At 65.3% G+C, this 15253-nt stretch carries 14 protein-coding genes, 1 tRNA gene and 1 riboswitch; of the genes, 8 read left to right on the plus strand and 7 right to left on the minus strand.

Annotated features, from left to right (window positions below):
* Positions 1-9 precede the first annotated feature (9 nt).
* From ACFC2Y_RS14470 to ACFC2Y_RS14480, 3 genes are all read right to left on the minus strand, one after another.
* Positions 10-996, minus strand: a complete 987-nt coding sequence (locus tag ACFC2Y_RS14470; protein WP_375175883.1) for an ABC transporter permease — start codon at positions 994-996, stop codon at positions 10-12.
* 166 nt (positions 997-1162) lie between these two features.
* A complete protein-coding gene (locus tag ACFC2Y_RS14475) occupies positions 1163-2740 on the minus strand; it encodes an ABC transporter substrate-binding protein (protein WP_375175882.1) in 1578 nt (525 codons plus the stop codon).
* Between the two features lie 307 nt (positions 2741-3047).
* Positions 3048-3123, minus strand: a tRNA-Lys gene (locus tag ACFC2Y_RS14480).
* A gap of 163 nt (positions 3124-3286) precedes the next feature.
* Between ACFC2Y_RS14480 and dapF the strand changes: the two genes are divergently transcribed.
* The 4 genes from dapF to ACFC2Y_RS14500 all read left to right on the plus strand — a co-directional run bounded on the left by dapF (position 3287) and on the right by ACFC2Y_RS14500 (position 6772).
* Complete coding sequence (dapF, locus tag ACFC2Y_RS14485) at positions 3287-4123, plus strand: diaminopimelate epimerase (protein WP_375175881.1); 837 nt, start codon at positions 3287-3289, stop codon at positions 4121-4123.
* The gene (mtaB, locus tag ACFC2Y_RS14490) at positions 4123-5376 is read left to right on the plus strand and encodes a tRNA (N(6)-L-threonylcarbamoyladenosine(37)-C(2))-methylthiotransferase MtaB (protein WP_375175880.1); all 1254 of its coding nucleotides are present in this window, start codon (positions 4123-4125) and stop codon (positions 5374-5376) included. The genes dapF and mtaB overlap by 1 nt, the downstream gene beginning before the upstream one ends.
* 99 nt (positions 5377-5475) lie before the next feature.
* Positions 5476-6096: an FMN-binding negative transcriptional regulator gene (locus tag ACFC2Y_RS14495; protein ID WP_375175879.1), complete on the plus strand. Its 621-nt coding sequence runs from the start codon at positions 5476-5478 to the stop codon at positions 6094-6096.
* Positions 6097-6166: 70 nt separating this feature from the next.
* Positions 6167-6772, plus strand: coding sequence for a glutathione S-transferase (locus ACFC2Y_RS14500; protein ID WP_375175965.1), 606 nt, complete (start codon positions 6167-6169; stop codon positions 6770-6772).
* A gap of 57 nt (positions 6773-6829) precedes the next feature.
* On the opposite strand, the gene ACFC2Y_RS14505 is transcribed toward ACFC2Y_RS14500, so the two are convergent.
* Complete coding sequence (locus tag ACFC2Y_RS14505; RefSeq protein WP_375175878.1) at positions 6830-7492, minus strand: outer membrane protein; 663 nt, start codon at positions 7490-7492, stop codon at positions 6830-6832.
* A 245-nt stretch (positions 7493-7737) separates the two neighbouring features.
* Between ACFC2Y_RS14505 and petA the strand changes: the two genes are divergently transcribed.
* From petA to ACFC2Y_RS14520, 3 genes are read left to right on the plus strand one after another with little or no spacing between them, the layout of a single operon-like run.
* A complete protein-coding gene (gene petA, locus ACFC2Y_RS14510; RefSeq protein ID WP_375175877.1) occupies positions 7738-8310 on the plus strand; it encodes a ubiquinol-cytochrome c reductase iron-sulfur subunit in 573 nt (190 codons plus the stop codon).
* A gap of 12 nt (positions 8311-8322) precedes the next feature.
* Positions 8323-9642 (plus strand): cytochrome b, encoded by a 1320-nt coding sequence (petB, locus tag ACFC2Y_RS14515; RefSeq protein ID WP_375175876.1) that lies wholly within the window; start codon positions 8323-8325, stop codon positions 9640-9642.
* 15 nt (positions 9643-9657) lie between these two features.
* Positions 9658-10449 carry a cytochrome c1 gene (locus tag ACFC2Y_RS14520; RefSeq protein WP_375175875.1) on the plus strand — a complete coding sequence of 264 codons (792 nt, stop codon included), beginning with the start codon at positions 9658-9660 and terminating at the stop codon, positions 10447-10449.
* Between the two features lie 178 nt (positions 10450-10627).
* On the opposite strand, the gene ACFC2Y_RS14525 is transcribed toward ACFC2Y_RS14520, so the two are convergent.
* From ACFC2Y_RS14525 to thiB, 3 genes are read right to left on the minus strand one after another with little or no spacing between them, the layout of a single operon-like run.
* The gene (locus ACFC2Y_RS14525; RefSeq protein ID WP_375175874.1) at positions 10628-11320 is read right to left on the minus strand and encodes an ATP-binding cassette domain-containing protein; all 693 of its coding nucleotides are present in this window, start codon (positions 11318-11320) and stop codon (positions 10628-10630) included.
* Positions 11307-12839, minus strand: coding sequence for a thiamine/thiamine pyrophosphate ABC transporter permease ThiP (locus tag ACFC2Y_RS14530; RefSeq protein WP_375175873.1), 1533 nt, complete (start codon positions 12837-12839; stop codon positions 11307-11309). The genes ACFC2Y_RS14525 and ACFC2Y_RS14530 overlap by 14 nt, the downstream gene beginning before the upstream one ends.
* Positions 12815-13792 (minus strand): thiamine ABC transporter substrate binding subunit, encoded by a 978-nt coding sequence (gene thiB, locus ACFC2Y_RS14535; RefSeq protein ID WP_375175872.1) that lies wholly within the window; start codon positions 13790-13792, stop codon positions 12815-12817. Before thiB ends, ACFC2Y_RS14530 begins: the two co-directional genes overlap by 25 nt.
* 42 nt (positions 13793-13834) lie before the next feature.
* Positions 13835-13931, minus strand: a riboswitch (TPP riboswitch).
* 216 nt (positions 13932-14147) lie between these two features.
* On the opposite strand from thiB, the gene aroC reads away from it, so the two are divergent.
* On the plus strand, positions 14148-15251 hold the full coding sequence (gene aroC, locus ACFC2Y_RS14540; protein ID WP_375175871.1) for a chorismate synthase: 1104 nt from the start codon (positions 14148-14150) through the stop codon (positions 15249-15251).
* Positions 15252-15253 lie beyond the last annotated feature (2 nt).

A 15253-nucleotide genomic window follows, 5' to 3' on the forward strand; every position in this document is an offset into this window, starting at 1 on the left:
GGTGGCTCCTCAATGGCTTTGCGCTGCGCGGTCGACGCGCAGACGGGGATCGACAGCATAATAGAGCAGATCGACGATCAGGTTGATGATCACGAAGATCAGCGCGATCATCATCAGGTAGGCGGACATCACCGGCACGTCGACAAAGCGGACCGAGCTGATGAAAAGCGCCCCGACACCGGGCCAGTTGAACACGGTCTCGGTGATGATCGCGAAGGCGATGATCGACCCGAGCTGCAGCCCGGTGATGGTGATGACCGGCACCAGCGTGTTCTTCAGCGCGTGGCCGAAGTTCACCGCCCGGGCGGATAGACCCCGGGCACGGGCGAACTTGATATAGTCCGACCGCAGAACCTCCAGCAGTTCGGCCCGCACCAGCCGCATGATCAGCGTCATCTGATAGAGGCCAAGCGTGATGGCCGGCAGGATCAGCGCCAGCCGTCCGGATGTGGTGAGGAAGCCGGTCGTCCACCAGCTGCCCAGTTCCACCACCTGGCCCCGGCCGTTGGAGGGCAGCCAGCGCAACTCCACCGCGAAGACCCAGATCAGCAGGACGCCGATCAGGAAGGTGGGCAGCGACACACCGATGAGCGAGCCGGTCATGATGATGTTCGACAGCACACCCCGTCGTCGCAGCGCCGTGTAAACGCCGAGGCCAAGCCCCGTGACGAAGGCCAGCGTGCCCGAGACCAGCGCCAGTTCCAGCGTCGCAGGAAGGCGCTGCATGATCAGTTCGGTCACCGGCATCTGCAGCCGGTAAGAGATCCCGAATTCGCCCTGCAGGGCGCCGCCGATGAAACGCCCGAATTGCGTGAGGATCGGATCGTTCAGCCCGAGGCTGTCGCGCAGTGCCTGCCGGTCGTCGATCGAGGCTTCCTGACCGACCATCGAACTGATCGGATCCCCGACGAAGCGGAACAGCGCGAAGGACACCGCGGCGACGGCGACCATCACGATGATCGACTGCAGCAGGCGGCGGATGATGAAGGCTATCATTGTGCTGTCCCGTCATGTTGCGCGCGTGGCGGGGATTTGGAATTCGGGGCGGTCCTGTCCGGTCCGGGCGATCCGGACGATCGGGGAGGACTGCCGCAGGGTACCACGATTGCAAACGCCCGGCCGACGGTTATGGTCGGCCGGGCGCAGATCAAGGCTGGTCCGGTCAGTCGAAGGTGACCGTCCACATGGTCGGCGAGTTCTCGGGGTGGACCTCGATGTTGACCCCATCCTTCACCGCGTAGGCCAGCAGCTGGTTGTGCACGTTCAGGAAGACGCGGTCCTCCATCACCTGATCCCAGATCTCGCCGATGACGGCGTTGCGGGCTTCCAGATCGGTCATCGTGGCGATCTGCTCGATCTTCGCGTCAACCTCGGCGTTGGAGTATTTGCCGCCGTTGTACGCCCCGTAGGAATCCCCGCGGGTGTGCACCAGGAAGTTGAAGATATAGGCGGAGTCGAAGGTCGGCACGCCCCAGCCCAGCAGGTAGAAGTCGGTTTCCCAGTTCTCGATCAGCGGGAAGTGCAGCGAGCGCGACTGCGCGTTCAGCGACACGTCGATGCCGATCTGACCCATCATGCCCACGACGGCCTGGCAGATCGCCTCGTCGTTCAGATAGCGGTCGTTCGGGCAATCGAGCTGCACCGAGAAGCCGTCGGGATAGACCGACTTCACCAGTTCGGTCGCGCGGGCGATATCCGGCGCGTCGTAGCTGTGCATCTCTTCCGTCCAGCCGTTCACGAAGGGCGGCAGCGGCGCGGCGGAGGGCTGCGACTGACCGCGCATCACGACCTGCTGGATCGCGTCGCGGTTCAGCGCGAGCGCCATGGCTTCGCGGATTTCCGGGTGCGAGAACGGGTTGTCGTCGACATTGGAGGACCGCAGCTTTTCCGACGCCATGTCGTAGGAGAAGAAGATGTTGCGGTTCTCGGGGCCGGTGACGACTTTGACACCATCGGTCTGTTCAAGACGTGCGATGTCCTGCACCGGCACATCCTGCACGAAGTCGACTTCGCCGGACAGAAGCGCGGCAATACGCGTCGCGGCTTCGGGGATCGGCTGGTAGATCACCTCGGTCGCGGCGGGTGCGTCGCCCCAGTAGCCGTCGAATGCCTCGAGCACGGTCCGCACTTCGGGGTCGCGGGAGACCAGCTGATAGGGTCCGGTGCCGTTGGTGTTGCGGACCGCGAAGTTCTCCTCGCCCGCGGCGAAGTTCTGCGGCGCGACCACGTCGTTGGCCTCGGCCCAGTCCTTGTCGACGATGAAGAAGTTGGTCAGGTTGTTCGGATAGAGCGGTGACGGGCCGGACATCTGAACGTGCACCGTATAGTCGTCGATCGCCTCGGCGCCCTGAACGTCGGCATGGATCGCCCGGAAGCCCGAGCTTTCATGAAGCACGCGCTCGTAGGAGAAGACCACGTCCTCGGCGGTGAAGGCCGCGCCGTCCTGGAAGGTCACGCCTTCGCGCAGCTTCAGAACCCAGACCGACGGATCGTCAGGGTGGATTTCCCAGCTGGTGGCGAGGTTGGGTTCAAGCGTGCCGTCGACATTGCGCGACACGAGGGTGCTGTAGATGTGGCGCAGCAGGGCCAGGGTCGGCCCTTCGTTCTGGCTGTGCGGGTCCAGCGTCAGCGCATCGGCTACGCGGGCCCATCTGAGGGTTTCGGCCGAAGCTGTTCCGGCGGCCAAAGCCAGCGCAAGGGCCGAAGCCGAAAGGCTCAGCGCGCGTGTAAGCTTGGTCATGGTCGTCTCCTGTTGGTAATTTGTCCGTCTGTGCGGGCAATGGAATGGAGCAGACACAGGTTTGACCATCAAGTCAATTATTGCGCAAAGTAAGGCTATCTTCACGAAGCCGTGATTGCATATTTAGGGCCCGCTGCCCGCCGGTTCGCCGTCTGCTGGTCACTGACGGGATGAGGGCAGGGAACGTCTGTCGCGGAGCAGTCGCGACCTCCGGACGAATGCCCTATGGAAGAAGGAGGCACCCCTGTCGAAGAGGAATATCCTCTCGCGCGCACCGCGCGGGAAAATTGGCAATCTGTTGATTTAGTGGTGAGCCGTGCAGGATTCGAACCTGCGACCCACTGATTAAAAGTCAGTTGCTCTACCAACTGAGCTAACGGCCCACTAGAGCCGCCCTATTAGATAGGGACCGGCAGGGGGTCAACCCCGTTTTCCCGGTTTTTGGCGCGATTTTACGCGGGGTTGTCCGAGACCCGGGGGCTGGCCGTGTCGCACCGTCTTTGCTCGGGCTTTCCTCGGGCGGTCCGGGGCCTTATATGCGCGGGCATGGAACCGCGCGCGATCCCTTCTGACGGCCTTGCCTTTCGCAAGATGCATGGGGCCGGAAACGACTTTGTCATCCTCGACAGCCGGGGAATGGCCGCTGTCTGCACGCCCGCACTGGCGCGGGCCGTGGGGGACCGGCATCGCGGTGTGGGCTTTGATCAGCTGGCCGAGATCCGGAACGGGACGGATACGGATATCATCCTGGATTTCTGGAACTCCGACGGCAGCCGGGCGGGGGCCTGTGGCAATGCCACGCGCTGTGTCGCGGCGGAGTGGATGGCCGAGACCGGGCGCGATGCGGTGACGATCCGCACCACCCGGGGCGTGCTGCGGGGCGAGATGCGGGGCGAAGCTGTCTGGGTCAACATGGGCGCGCCGGTGCTGGACTGGCGGGTGATTCCCCTCGCCCGGGATGTGGAGCTGCTGCACCTGCCGATCGCGGGCGATCCGGTGGCCGTCGGCATGGGCAACCCCCATGCGGTCTTTTTCGTGGACGACATCGCGACGGTGGATGTTGCGGCGCGCGGGGCGGAGGTCGAACATAACCCGCTCTACCCCCAGGCGACGAATGTGGAGTTTGTCGAGGTCCGGTCGCGCGACGAGGTGCGGATGCGGGTCTGGGAGCGGGGCACGGGGATCACCCTGGCCTGCGGCTCCGGCGCCTGTGCGGTGGCCGTGGCGGCGCATCAGCGCGGGCTGACGGAGCGGCATATCCGCATGGAAGTCGACGGCGGGTGGCTGGAACTGGACTGGTGTGAGGATGGTGTGTGGATGACCGGGCCGGTGGCCCGGGTCTTTGACGCGCGGCTCACGCCGGAGTTTCTGGACGGGTTGTGATGAGTCAGACCCCGATCTTTGCCACGCTCGGTTGCAGGCTCAACGCCTATGAAACCGAAGCGATGAAGGAACTCGCCGCCGAGGCCGGAGTGGAGAACGCCGTCGTTGTCAACACCTGCGCCGTGACGGCGGAGGCGGTGCGCAAGGCGAGGCAGGATATCCGGCGGCTGCGGCGGGAAAACCCGCAAGCGAAGATCATCGTGACCGGCTGTGCCGCACAGACGGAGCCCGAGACCTTCGCCGCGATGTCGGAGGTCGACCATGTGGTCGGCAATTCGGAAAAGATGCAGGCGGAGACCTGGAAAGGATTTGCCCCCGACCTGATCGGCGAGACCGCGCGTGTGATTGTCGATGACATCATGTCGGTGACGGAAACCGCCGGTCACCTGATCGACGGCTTCGGGCGGCACCGGGCCTATGTGCAGGTTCAGAACGGCTGCGATCATCGCTGCACCTTCTGCATCATTCCTTATGGCCGGGGCAATTCACGCTCGGTCCCTGCCGGTGTCGTGGTCGATCAGATCAAGCGGCTGGTGGATCGTGGGTTCAACGAGGTGGTGCTGACAGGGGTCGATCTGACCTCCTGGGGGGCGGACCTGCCGAGCGCGCCGCGTCTGGGCGATCTGGTGCGCCGGATCCTCAAGCTGGTGCCGGACCTGCCGCGGCTGCGGATCTCCTCCATCGATTCGATCGAGGCGGACCCCGCGCTGATGGAGGCCATCGCGACCGAACCGCGTCTGATGCCGCATCTGCACCTGTCGCTGCAGGCGGGCGATGACATGATCCTCAAGCGGATGAAGCGGCGGCACCTGCGCGACGATGCGATCCGCTTCTGCGAGGAGGCGATATCGCTGCGGCCCGGGATGACCTTTGGCGCGGATATCATCGCGGGTTTTCCGACCGAGACGGAGGCGATGTTCGAGAACTCGCTGCGGCTGGTCGAGGACTGTCATCTGACCTGGCTGCATGTCTTCCCCTATTCGCCCCGCCCGGGCACCCCCGCCGCGCGGATGCCGCAGGTGCGCGGACCGCAGATCAAGGATAGGGCGGCGCGGTTGCGGGCGGCGGGCGAGAGCCGCGTGACGGCGCATCTGGAGTCGCAAGTCGGGACCCGGCAGGCGGTGCTGATGGAGGGGCCGCGCATGGGCCGGACCGAACAGTTCGCCGAAGTGCGGTTCGATGCGGATCAGCCCGAGGGGCAGATCATAAGCGCCGTGATTACCTCGCATGACGGAATGTCATTGCGCGCGTGATCTTTGACCGGGACAGCGCGCTTCTTCTGACCTAGCCTCGGGTCCAGTCGTCGGATGCCTCCGGCGGGAGTATTTCTGGCAAGATGAAGGGGCAAAGGCGTGCATCCCAATCCGATTTACCATGTGGGCAGTCGCGAGGATTGCCTGGGTTTCGCGCGGGAGACCGGGTTTGGCGTGCTGGCCATTTCGGACCCCGGCGGGGCGCCGCATCTGGCGCATGTGCCCTTCGTGCTGGACGGCGAGCGGGTGGAGATGCATCTGATGCGCTCCAACCCCGTGGCGCGGGCGGCGCGGGACGGGGTGGCGGCGCGGCTGGCGGTGCAGGGGCCACATGGCTACATCTCGCCCGACTGGTACGGGATGGAGGATCAGGTGCCGACCTGGAACTATGTGGCGGTGCATCTGACCGGAACGCTGTGCCCCCTGCCCCAGGAGGCGTTGCGGGGCGCGCTGGAGCGGCTGTCGGATACTTATGAGGAGCGGCTGGCCCCGAAGCCCGTCTGGAAACTGGACAAGGTGCCGGAGGAGGTGGTGGAGCGTCTGATGCGGATGATCCGGCCTTTCGAGCTGCGGGTCGAGGAGGTCGACGGCACCTGGAAGCTGGCGCAGAACAAGCCGGAAGCGGCGCGGATGGCTGCCGCCGACGGGATGGCCGCGGCGGGGCTGGGGGCGAAGACCGATGCGCTGGCCCGGTTGATGCGGGCGGCGACGGGTGTCTGAGACGGGCATCTGACAGGATGGACAGTCGCGCGGGCCGGACCTAGGGTTCGCCGCAACAGGGAGACCCATGATGAAGCTATTCTTTTCGCCCGCCTCGCCCTTTGTCCGCAAGGTTCATGTCGTGATGCATGAATGCGACCTCCTGGACCGTGTCGAGCTGATCAATACCGCGACCACGCCGATCGCAACGGACCCGGCGCTGAAGGCCTCGAACCCGCTTGGCAAATTGCCGGCGCTGGTGCGGGAGGACGGGCCGACGGTCTATGACAGCCGGGTGATCACCCGCTATCTCAACGCCGTGGCGGACGGGCCGCTGTATCCGGAGGCCAATATCTGGGACGTGCTGACCCTGGAAGCGACGGGCGACGGGATCATGGAGGCCGGCGTGCTGATGGTCTACGAGCGCCGGGTGCGGCCGGAAGACAAGGTCTTTGACGACTGGATCGAGGCGCAGTGGGGCAAGGCCATGGGCGCGGTGCAGGCGGTCAACGATCGCTGGATGGGTCATCTGAACGGCCCCGTCGACGCGGGGCAGATCGCCGTGGGCTGTGCACTTGGCTATCTGGATTTCCGGCATGGGGATCGCGACTGGCGGGCGAGCTGCCCGGAGCTGGCGGCCTGGTACGCGGCGTTCTCCGAGCGACCCTCGATGGCGGCCACCGCACCGCAGGGCTAGATCAGATTGATCGGGCGGACCGGGCTGTTGCCAGCCCGGTCGGATCAGCCAGTCACATCAGAATGTGAAGCCGACCCCGACGTTCACTGCGTTGGTGATGATCCGCGTGCTCAGGCTGCCGCCACCGGCCAGGTCGGCGGTGTTGTCGGACCAGGTGAACTGGTATTCGCCGAAGATCGACCAGTTTTCGTTCAGCTTGTAGCTGGCCCCGGCGGTCAGGCGCGCCGCGGGACCTGTCAGCTGATAGCCAAAGGTGCGGTTGGTGCCCTCGGTCACATCGACATGCGGCAGTGCGATGCCAAGGCCGCCGCTGACATAAGGGGTGACACCCACGCCCCATTTGTCGGTCCAGCGCTTGGACACATTCGCGGTGATGATGTTGTGGCCGTCGGTGAACTCCAGCCGCGTGAAACCTGCGGGCATTTCCGCGCCGGGGGCGTAGGCCTTTTCGTGGCTGAACTCGATCCCGAAGCCGATGTCGTTCGGGCGCCACCAGGTGGCGCGAACCCCATAATAGGGAGGCATAGAGAAGCTCTTGCCCTGCCAGCCGATCAGGTTGTCGAAGGGCGTGCTGCCCGAGGAGGCCCCGCGCGTCCCCGTCACACGGCTGTGCGGCGAAGTCTGGTAACCGGTATAGACACCCAGTTCGAATTCGGCGGCGGCGGGCTGTGCGCCCAGGATCACGGTGGCCAGTGCAAGGCCGGGGACAAGGTTCTTCATAGCAATCAGCACCTTCGCCTTTCAGGGTTCGGAACGCAACTGTCCCGCGCATTTCCACACCCAACTATGCATGGAATATGCCCGACACAAGCGCGACACAAGCGCACCCTTGTGCAAAGACGCCTATTGTATGCTGGACGGCACGAAAAACCGCCGTTAAACACCGGCTCGGACCGGCAGGGCCTCTCATGGCCCGGCCCCTGAGTCGTATCAGGCCACCCCGGCCGAAGAATGGAGCTTACCTCGTGTCCCACGCAGAAGATCACGCAGGCACCCGGAGGGATTTCCTCTACTACGCCACAGCAGGCGCCGGTGCCGTCGCGACCGGTGCAGCCGTCTGGCCGCTGGTGAACCAGATGAACCCCTCCGCCGATGTGTCCGCCTTGTCGTCCATCCGTGTCGACGTTTCGGGTGTCGAACCCGGCACGCAGCTGACCGTCAAATGGCTTGGCAAACCGGTGTTCATCCGCCGCCGTACCGAGGACGAAGTGGCCGCCGCCAATGATGTGGACGTGTCCAGCCTGCCCGACCCGGAGGCGCGCAACGCCAATATCGAAGCGGGTTCCCCGGCGACGGACGTGAACCGCGCCCTGAAACCCGAAGGCGAAGACACCGAGGAATGGCTGGTCATGATGGGCGTATGCACGCACCTCGGCTGCGTTCCGCTTGGTGACGGCGCCGGTGATTTCGGCGGATGGTTCTGCCCCTGCCACGGGTCGCACTACGACACCGCCGGCCGCATTCGCAAAGGCCCCGCGCCAACAAACCTGCCTGTTCCGACTGCCCGCTTCGAGGGCACCGAGATCGTTCTGGGCTGAGGGAGGTAACTGATGTCCGGCATTCCCCACGATCACTATGAACCGAAGACCAAGGGCGAGAAGTGGCTCCACTCCCGCCTGCCGATCGTCGGTCTTCTCTACGACACGCTCTTCATCCCGACACCGAAAAACCTGAACTGGTGGTGGATCTGGGGCATCGTCCTGGCCTTCTGCCTGGTGCTGCAAATCGTGACCGGTATCGTCCTGGTCATGCACTACACGCCGCATGTCGATATGGCCTTTGCCAGCGTCGAACACATCATGCGGGACGTGCGCGGCGGGCATTTCCTGCGCTACCTGCATATGAACGGCGCGTCGCTCTTCTTCCTGGCCGTCTATATCCACATCTTCCGTGGTCTCTTCTACGGGTCCTACAAGGCCCCGCGCGAAGTCACCTGGATCGTCGGCATGATTATCTACCTGCTGATGATGGCCACCGGCTTCATGGGCTATGTTCTTCCCTGGGGTCAGATGTCCTTCTGGGGGGCTACGGTGATCACCGGGTTGTTCGGCGCGATCCCGTTCATCGGCGAGACGCTGCAGACCTTCCTTCTGGGCGGGCCGGCCGTGGACAACGCCACGCTGAACCGCTTCTTCTCGCTGCACTACCTGCTGCCCTTCGTCATCGCGGCGCTGGTGATCGTGCACATCTGGGCCTTCCACACGACCGGCAACAACAACCCCACGGGTGTTGATGTCCGCAAGGGGTCCAAGGAAGAGGCCGAGAAGGACACCCTGCCCTTCTGGCCCTACTTCGTGATCAAGGATTTCGTCGGCCTGGCCATCGTGCTGCTGGTGTTCTTCGCGATCGTCGGTTTCATGCCGAACTATCTGGGCCACCCCGACAACTACATCGAGGCGAACCCGCTCTCGACCCCGGCGCATATCGTGCCCGAATGGTACTTCCTGCCGTTCTACGCGATCCTGCGGGCCTTCACGGCCGACGTCTGGGTCGTGATGCTGGCCAACTGGGTGACCGGCGGGATCATCACGGCGAAGTTCTTCGGCGTGCTGGCGATGTTCGGCGCGATCCTGGTGATGGCGCTGGTGCCCTGGCTCGACACCTCCTCGGTGCGCTCCGGTCGCTTCCGTCCGATGTTCAAATGGTGGTTCTACCTCCTCATCATCGACTTCATCGTCCTGATGTGGTGTGGCGCGATGCCGGCTGAGCCGCCCTATTCGACCATCTCGCTGATCGGGTCGGCCTACTGGTTCGCCTACTTCCTGGTGATCCTGCCGCTTCTCGGCGTGATCGAGAAACCGCTGCCGCAGCCTGCGACCATTGAAGATGACTTCAATGCGCATTACGGCCCGAAAACGCCCGCCGAATAAGAAAGGACAGAGATAATGTTCCGCAAGTTCACACTCTCTGCCCTCGCAGCACTGGCCATGACGGCCGGTGCCGCCACAGCGGCAGGCGACCAGGGTCACATCCACGACGTGGATTTCTCCTTCGAGGGGCCCTTCGGCACCTTTGACCAGAACCAATTGCAGCGCGGTCTGCAGGTCTACACCGAGGTCTGCGCGGCTTGCCACGGTCTGCGCTACGTGCCGATCCGGACGCTGGCCGACGAGGGCGGCCCGCATCTTCCCGCCGATCAGGTGCGCGCCTATGCGGCCCAGAACTTCGAAGTCTTCGATGAAGAGCTAGACGACTTCCGCCCGGCCAAGCCGCAGGATCACTTCCCGATGTCGGGACTTGAGAACGCGCCGGACCTCAGCCTGATGGCCAAGGCCCGCGCCGGGTTCCACGGCCCCTACGGCCTGGGCATCAATCAGTTCTTCCAGGGCATCGGCGGCGCCGAATACATCGTCAACATCCTGACCGGCTACACCGGTGAGGAGAAGGAAGAAGCCGGGACCACCTATTACGAGAACACCGCCTTCCCCGGCGGCTGGATCGCGATGGCGCCCCCGCTCTTCGAGGACCAGCTCGAGTTTGCCGACGGTCACTCCAATGATCCGCATCACGTGGCAGAGGATGTCGCGGCCTTCCTGATGTGGGCGGCGGAACCGAAGATGATGGCGCGCAAACATGCGGGCTTTGTCGCGGTGATCTTCCTCGTCGTGCTGGCCTCGCTTCTGTACCTGACGAACAAGAAGCTCTGGGCCCCGCACAAGGGCAAGAAACACGCCTGATCCGGCTGACGGACAGACATGGAAGACCCCGCCCTCACCGGCGGGGTTTTTTCATGTGCAGCGGCACAGCCCGAAACGATCACGCGCGCGACGCTGCCGGTCATTGAAACCATCGGGACTGGGGTCCCCTCTCCCCTCCGGGGGGAGGGACAGGGAGGGGGGCCGCCCAAGTGAAAGGCTACCCGAGGTAGTCGCGCAGCGCCTCTGTCGGGTTAGCGAAAAGGGCCCCGGTTTCCACCGGCGCGGCGGCCCGCCCCTCGGCCACGACAGAGGTCAGTCCTGCAATCCGCTGTGCGTCGCCGGGATCGTGGCTGACCATGATGAGCGTCGTACCGGTCTCCCCCGCCATCTCGGCGACGAGGTCCAGCATCTCCGCCCGCATGGCCGGACCTAGGGCAGCAAAGGGTTCATCCAGCAAGAGCAGCGGACGGTTCATCACCAGCACCCGAGCAAGGGCCGCGCGGCTTTGCTGGCCGCCGGAAAGGTTGCCGGGTTTGCGATCTGCCAGCCCCTCCAGCCCGACACGGGCCAGGGCGGCGCAGACGCGGTCGCGCTCCGCCCCGGACAGGCGCAGGTCGGGGCGCAGGCCAAGGCCCACGTTCCTTTCGATACTGAGGTGAGGAAAGAGGTTGCCGTCCTGAAACAGCATGGCGACCGGGCGTTTGCCGGGTGCGATAGGGGTGATGTCATCCTCCTGCCAGAGGATGCGGCCCCGCTCCGGCGGCAGGAAGCCCGCGATCCCGGCCAGCAAGGTGGACTTGCCCGCGCCTGACGGGCCGATCAGCGCCAGACGCGCGCCGGGGGCGAGGCTCCAGTCGGCGGTCAGCGTGAAATCCCCCTGGCGGAGGGCGAGGTGGTCAAGTCTCAGCATGGCGGCCGATCCTGTCGAAAAGGGCGAAAATCCCGAAGCTGAGCACGACCAGCAGAAGGCTGGCGGCGGCCGCCGCCTCCATCCGGTAGGCGCCCATCAGGCGGTAGATCTGCAGCGGCAGCGTCGCGCTGTCGGGCGGGGGAAAGAGGGCGATCACCCCCAGATCCCCCATGGAAAGGGCGGCGGCCAGCCCGGCGGCAAAGCCGAGCGGGCGGCGCAGGCGCGGCAGGATCAGCCAGCGCAGGCGCGACCAGCCGGTGAGGTCCAGGCTGTCGCCCAGACGGCCATAGCCTTGCTCCACCGCCGCCAGATCCGGGCCTAGACTGCGCAGGACAAAGGGCAACGCGGCCGCCGCATTGACCAGCGCCGTCAGGGCCAGGACGTGATCGCCGGGAAAGGCCACGGGGCGGATCAGCAGAAAGAGCCCCGTCCCCAGCACGAGGGGCGAAGCGGCCAGGGTCATCATTCCCAGACTGTCGGTCAGGGCATGGCGCGGCAGGGCCAGGGCAAAGCCCAGAACCACCGCGATCACGGTGGAGGCCAGCGCGACAGCGATGGAAATCCCCGCCGCCTCCCAGACCTCCGCAGGCATGAGCGGCAGGGAGGACAGCCCGCGGATCAGCAGGAGCAGGATCGGTGCCGTGACGAAGAGGCAGGCCGCGATCAGCACCGCCGCATCCATTGCCTTCAACGACAGGGTGTCGTCCCATCTCTGTACCAACCGGTCCAGCCCGGTGCCCAGCCCGTCCGACCGCGCCACCCGCAGGGCGAGAAGGGCGGCCAGGCTGACCAACGCCAGTTGCAGCAGGGCCAGGGTGGCGGCGCGGGCCAGGTCGAACTCAAACGTGAAGGCCTGGTAGATCGCCAGTTCGATGGTCGTGGCCGCCGGGCCGCCGCCCAGGACCAGAACGACCGCAAAGCTGGACAGGCAGATGGCAAAGATTACCGCCATGACGCCGGGCAGTCGCTGGCGCAGCATGGGCCATTCCAGCAGGCGGAAGACCGTAGCCGGGGGCAGGTTCATCTGCGCGGCGAGGCGGAACCGTTCGGCCGGAATGGCCCGCCAGCCCTCCAGCAACAAGCGGGTGGCCAGCGGCAGGTTGAAAAAGACATGGGCCAGCAGAACGCCATGTAGACCGAAAATCTCGATCGGCGGCAGACCGAGGGAGATGAGGCCCGCATTGATCACCCCGTTGCGCCCGAACAGCATCAGCAGACCGGTGATTGCGGCGATGACAGGCAGGATGAAGGGGGCGCCCATGGCCAGGATCAGCAACCCGCGCCCCGGAAATCGGCGGCGTGCCAGGGCGCGCGCGACGGGGATCGCCAGGATGGCACTGAAGAGGGCCGAGAGCGCGGCCTGAAGCAGGGTGAACCGAACGGCGGACCAATCACCCGGGGTCGGCCAGCCCGCCCCGCCCGCGCGCAGGAAGACCGCCGCCAGCGGCGCAAGGATCAGCGCGGCCACCAAAAGGGCCGCCGCGCCACCCGCTCTTATTGCGAAAGCGCTGCGCGCCATTCTTCCAATGCCGCGTCCCGCGCGGTCGGCACCTCCGCCTCGGGGATCAGCAGGGCGGTGTCCGGTGTCACGAGATCACCAAAGCCCTCCGGCAGACCGCCCTCCGGCAGGACAGCGGGGTACATCCAGTTGGTCGTCGGAATGACCTGCTGCGCGGCGTCGGAGGTGAGGTAGGCGAGGAAGTCCTTCGCCAATTCCGTCTGCTGCGAGCTGCCGACGACGCCCGCCACTTCGATCTGCATGTAGTGACCTTCGTCGAAGGGCAGCGCGACCTTGCTCTGATCCTCTTCGGCGATGACGTGATAGGCCGGCGAGGTGGTGTAGGACAGGACCAAGTCCGCCTCCCCGTCCAGGAACATGCCGTAGGCCTCGGACCACCCGGGGGTGACGGTGACGATATTGTCCTTCAGCCCGTCCCAGATCGACGCGGCCTCCTCTCCATAGGCCGCCTTGACCCAGAGCAGCAGGCCCAGCCCGGGGGTGGAGGAGCGCGGATCCTGGATCACGATACGCCGGTCGCTCTCGGCCAGGGCGCGGAAATCGGTCGGATGCTCTTCGCCCTTGTTGCCGACGAAGGCGAAATAGCCCCAGTCGAAAGGCACGAAGGTGTCGTCCGTCCAGTCCACGGGCAGGTCGAAGTCAGCGGTGACACCATGCTGCGCAAAAAGACCGGTGTCACGTGCGGCGGCGGTCAGGTTGGTGTCGAGGCCTAGGACCACATCGGCCTTTGTCCCCTCGCCCTCCAGTCGCAACCGCGACAGGAGCGAGGCCCCATCGCCCGCCGTGACCCATTGCAGGTCACAGCCGCAGCTCTCCTCGAACCCCTGTTCGATGGCCGGGCCCGGGCCCCATTCGGTGGCAAAGCTGTCGTAGGTGTAGATTGTGAGAACGGGTGTCTCGGCCACGGCCTGCGTGGCGAGGACAATACCCGTGGCGGTGATCAGATGTTTCATAGACATCCTCCATTGCGACGGGCGAAAGGAGGAGTGCGGATTTTGGGACCGCGTGACCTTCCCTCCGCCGGTTCTAGCCGGTTCAGGTTCAACGGGTTCGCTTGCGCATCTCAGCCCTGAGGCACCCCGAGGTGGGGCGAGTCGTAGTGCGGTGGCGGGGGGAAGGCAAGGGGCGCTATGCCTGGCCCGGCATGGGCGGCGGGCTGCGCCTCCGGCGGGAGTATTTCGGGAAAGATGAAGGGATGGCCGTGAACGCGACGCGGGGTTTGATCGGGGCGGGAGGCATCAAAGCTGGAATTGCACCTGCACAGGGGATGGGTTAGGCCCTTGCCAACAGTATTCAAAGGGCTTTGCCATGTCTCTCAACAGCTTCGGCCACCTGTTCCGCGTCGCCACCTGGGGTGAAAGCCATGGCCCCGCCCTGGGCGCGACCGTGGATGGCTGCCCCCCGGGCGTGGCGGTGGATGCGGATATGCTGCAGCGCTGGCTGGACATGCGCAAACCCGGGCAGAACCGCTATACCACGCAGCGGCAGGAACCGGACCAGGTGGAGATCCTGTCGGGCGTTTTTGAAGGCAAGACCACCGGCACGCCGGTGCAACTGATGATCCGCAACACTGACCAGCGATCAAAGGATTATTCCGAGATCGCGGAGAAATTCCGCCCCGGTCACGCCGATATCACCTACTGGCAGAAATACGGCATCCGCGACTATCGCGGCGGCGGGCGGTCTTCGGCCCGGGAAACTGCCGCGCGGGTCGCGGCGGGCGGTCTGGCCCGGGCGGCGCTGGCCGCGCTGGCGCCCGAGGTGGAGATCAAGGGCTACATGGTCCAGATGGGGCCGCACCGGATCGACCGGGACCGGTTCGACTGGGACCAGATCGACGAAAACCCCTTCTGGGTGCCGGACGCCAAGGCGGCGGAGGACTGGGCCGGGTATCTCGACGGGCTGCGCAAGTCGGGCAATTCCGTCGGCGCGGTGATCGAGGTCGTGGCCCGGGGCGTGCCCGCAGGGCTGGGTGCGCCGATCTATGGCAAACTCGACACCGACCTGGCGGCGGCGATGATGTCGATCAACGCGGTGAAGGGCGTGGAGATCGGCGAGGGCATGGCGGCGGCGGAGCTGACGGGCGAAGCCAATGCGGACGAGATCTTCATGGGGAACGACGGCAAGCCGGTCTATTCCTCGAACCATGCGGGCGGCATTCTGGGCGGGATCTCCACCGGGCAGGATGTGGTGGTGCGCTTTGCGGTGAAGCCGACCTCGTCGATCCTCAAGCCGCGGCAGACAATCACCAAGTCCGGCGAGGCAACCGAGATCGTCACCAAGGGACGGCATGACCCCTGCGTCGGCATACGCGCCGTGCCCGTGGGCGAGGCGATGATGGCCTGTGTGATCCTCGATCATCTGCTGCTGCATCGCGGGCAGATCGGGGATGCGGGCGGGCGGATCGGCTGACC

The organism is Pseudooceanicola sp., from assembly GCF_041987405.1.
In the GTDB taxonomy this organism is placed as follows: domain Bacteria; phylum Pseudomonadota; class Alphaproteobacteria; order Rhodobacterales; family Rhodobacteraceae; genus Pseudooceanicola.

What these genes read in the sequence shown, in the direction of transcription:
- aroC (WP_375175871.1), top strand. Translation starts at nt 14,148, where the DNA reads ATGTCTCTCAACAGCTTCGGCCACCTGTTCCGCGTCGCCACCTGGGGT.
- ACFC2Y_RS14520 (WP_375175875.1), top strand. Translation starts at nt 9,658, where the DNA reads ATGTTCCGCAAGTTCACACTCTCTGCCCTCGCAGCACTGGCCATGACG.
- ACFC2Y_RS14500 (WP_375175965.1), top strand. Translation starts at nt 6,167, where the DNA reads ATGAAGCTATTCTTTTCGCCCGCCTCGCCCTTTGTCCGCAAGGTTCAT.
- ACFC2Y_RS14475 (WP_375175882.1), bottom strand. Translation starts at nt 2,740, where the DNA reads ATGACCAAGCTTACACGCGCGCTGAGCCTTTCGGCTTCGGCCCTTGCG.
- ACFC2Y_RS14530 (WP_375175873.1), bottom strand. Translation starts at nt 12,839, where the DNA reads ATGGCGCGCAGCGCTTTCGCAATAAGAGCGGGTGGCGCGGCGGCCCTT.
- ACFC2Y_RS14470 (WP_375175883.1), bottom strand. Translation starts at nt 996, where the DNA reads ATGATAGCCTTCATCATCCGCCGCCTGCTGCAGTCGATCATCGTGATG.
- ACFC2Y_RS14525 (WP_375175874.1), bottom strand. Translation starts at nt 11,320, where the DNA reads ATGCTGAGACTTGACCACCTCGCCCTCCGCCAGGGGGATTTCACGCTG.
- ACFC2Y_RS14505 (WP_375175878.1), bottom strand. Translation starts at nt 7,492, where the DNA reads ATGAAGAACCTTGTCCCCGGCCTTGCACTGGCCACCGTGATCCTGGGC.
- dapF (WP_375175881.1), top strand. Translation starts at nt 3,287, where the DNA reads ATGGAACCGCGCGCGATCCCTTCTGACGGCCTTGCCTTTCGCAAGATG.
- thiB (WP_375175872.1), bottom strand. Translation starts at nt 13,792, where the DNA reads ATGAAACATCTGATCACCGCCACGGGTATTGTCCTCGCCACGCAGGCC.
- petB (WP_375175876.1), top strand. Translation starts at nt 8,323, where the DNA reads ATGTCCGGCATTCCCCACGATCACTATGAACCGAAGACCAAGGGCGAG.
- mtaB (WP_375175880.1), top strand. Translation starts at nt 4,123, where the DNA reads ATGAGTCAGACCCCGATCTTTGCCACGCTCGGTTGCAGGCTCAACGCC.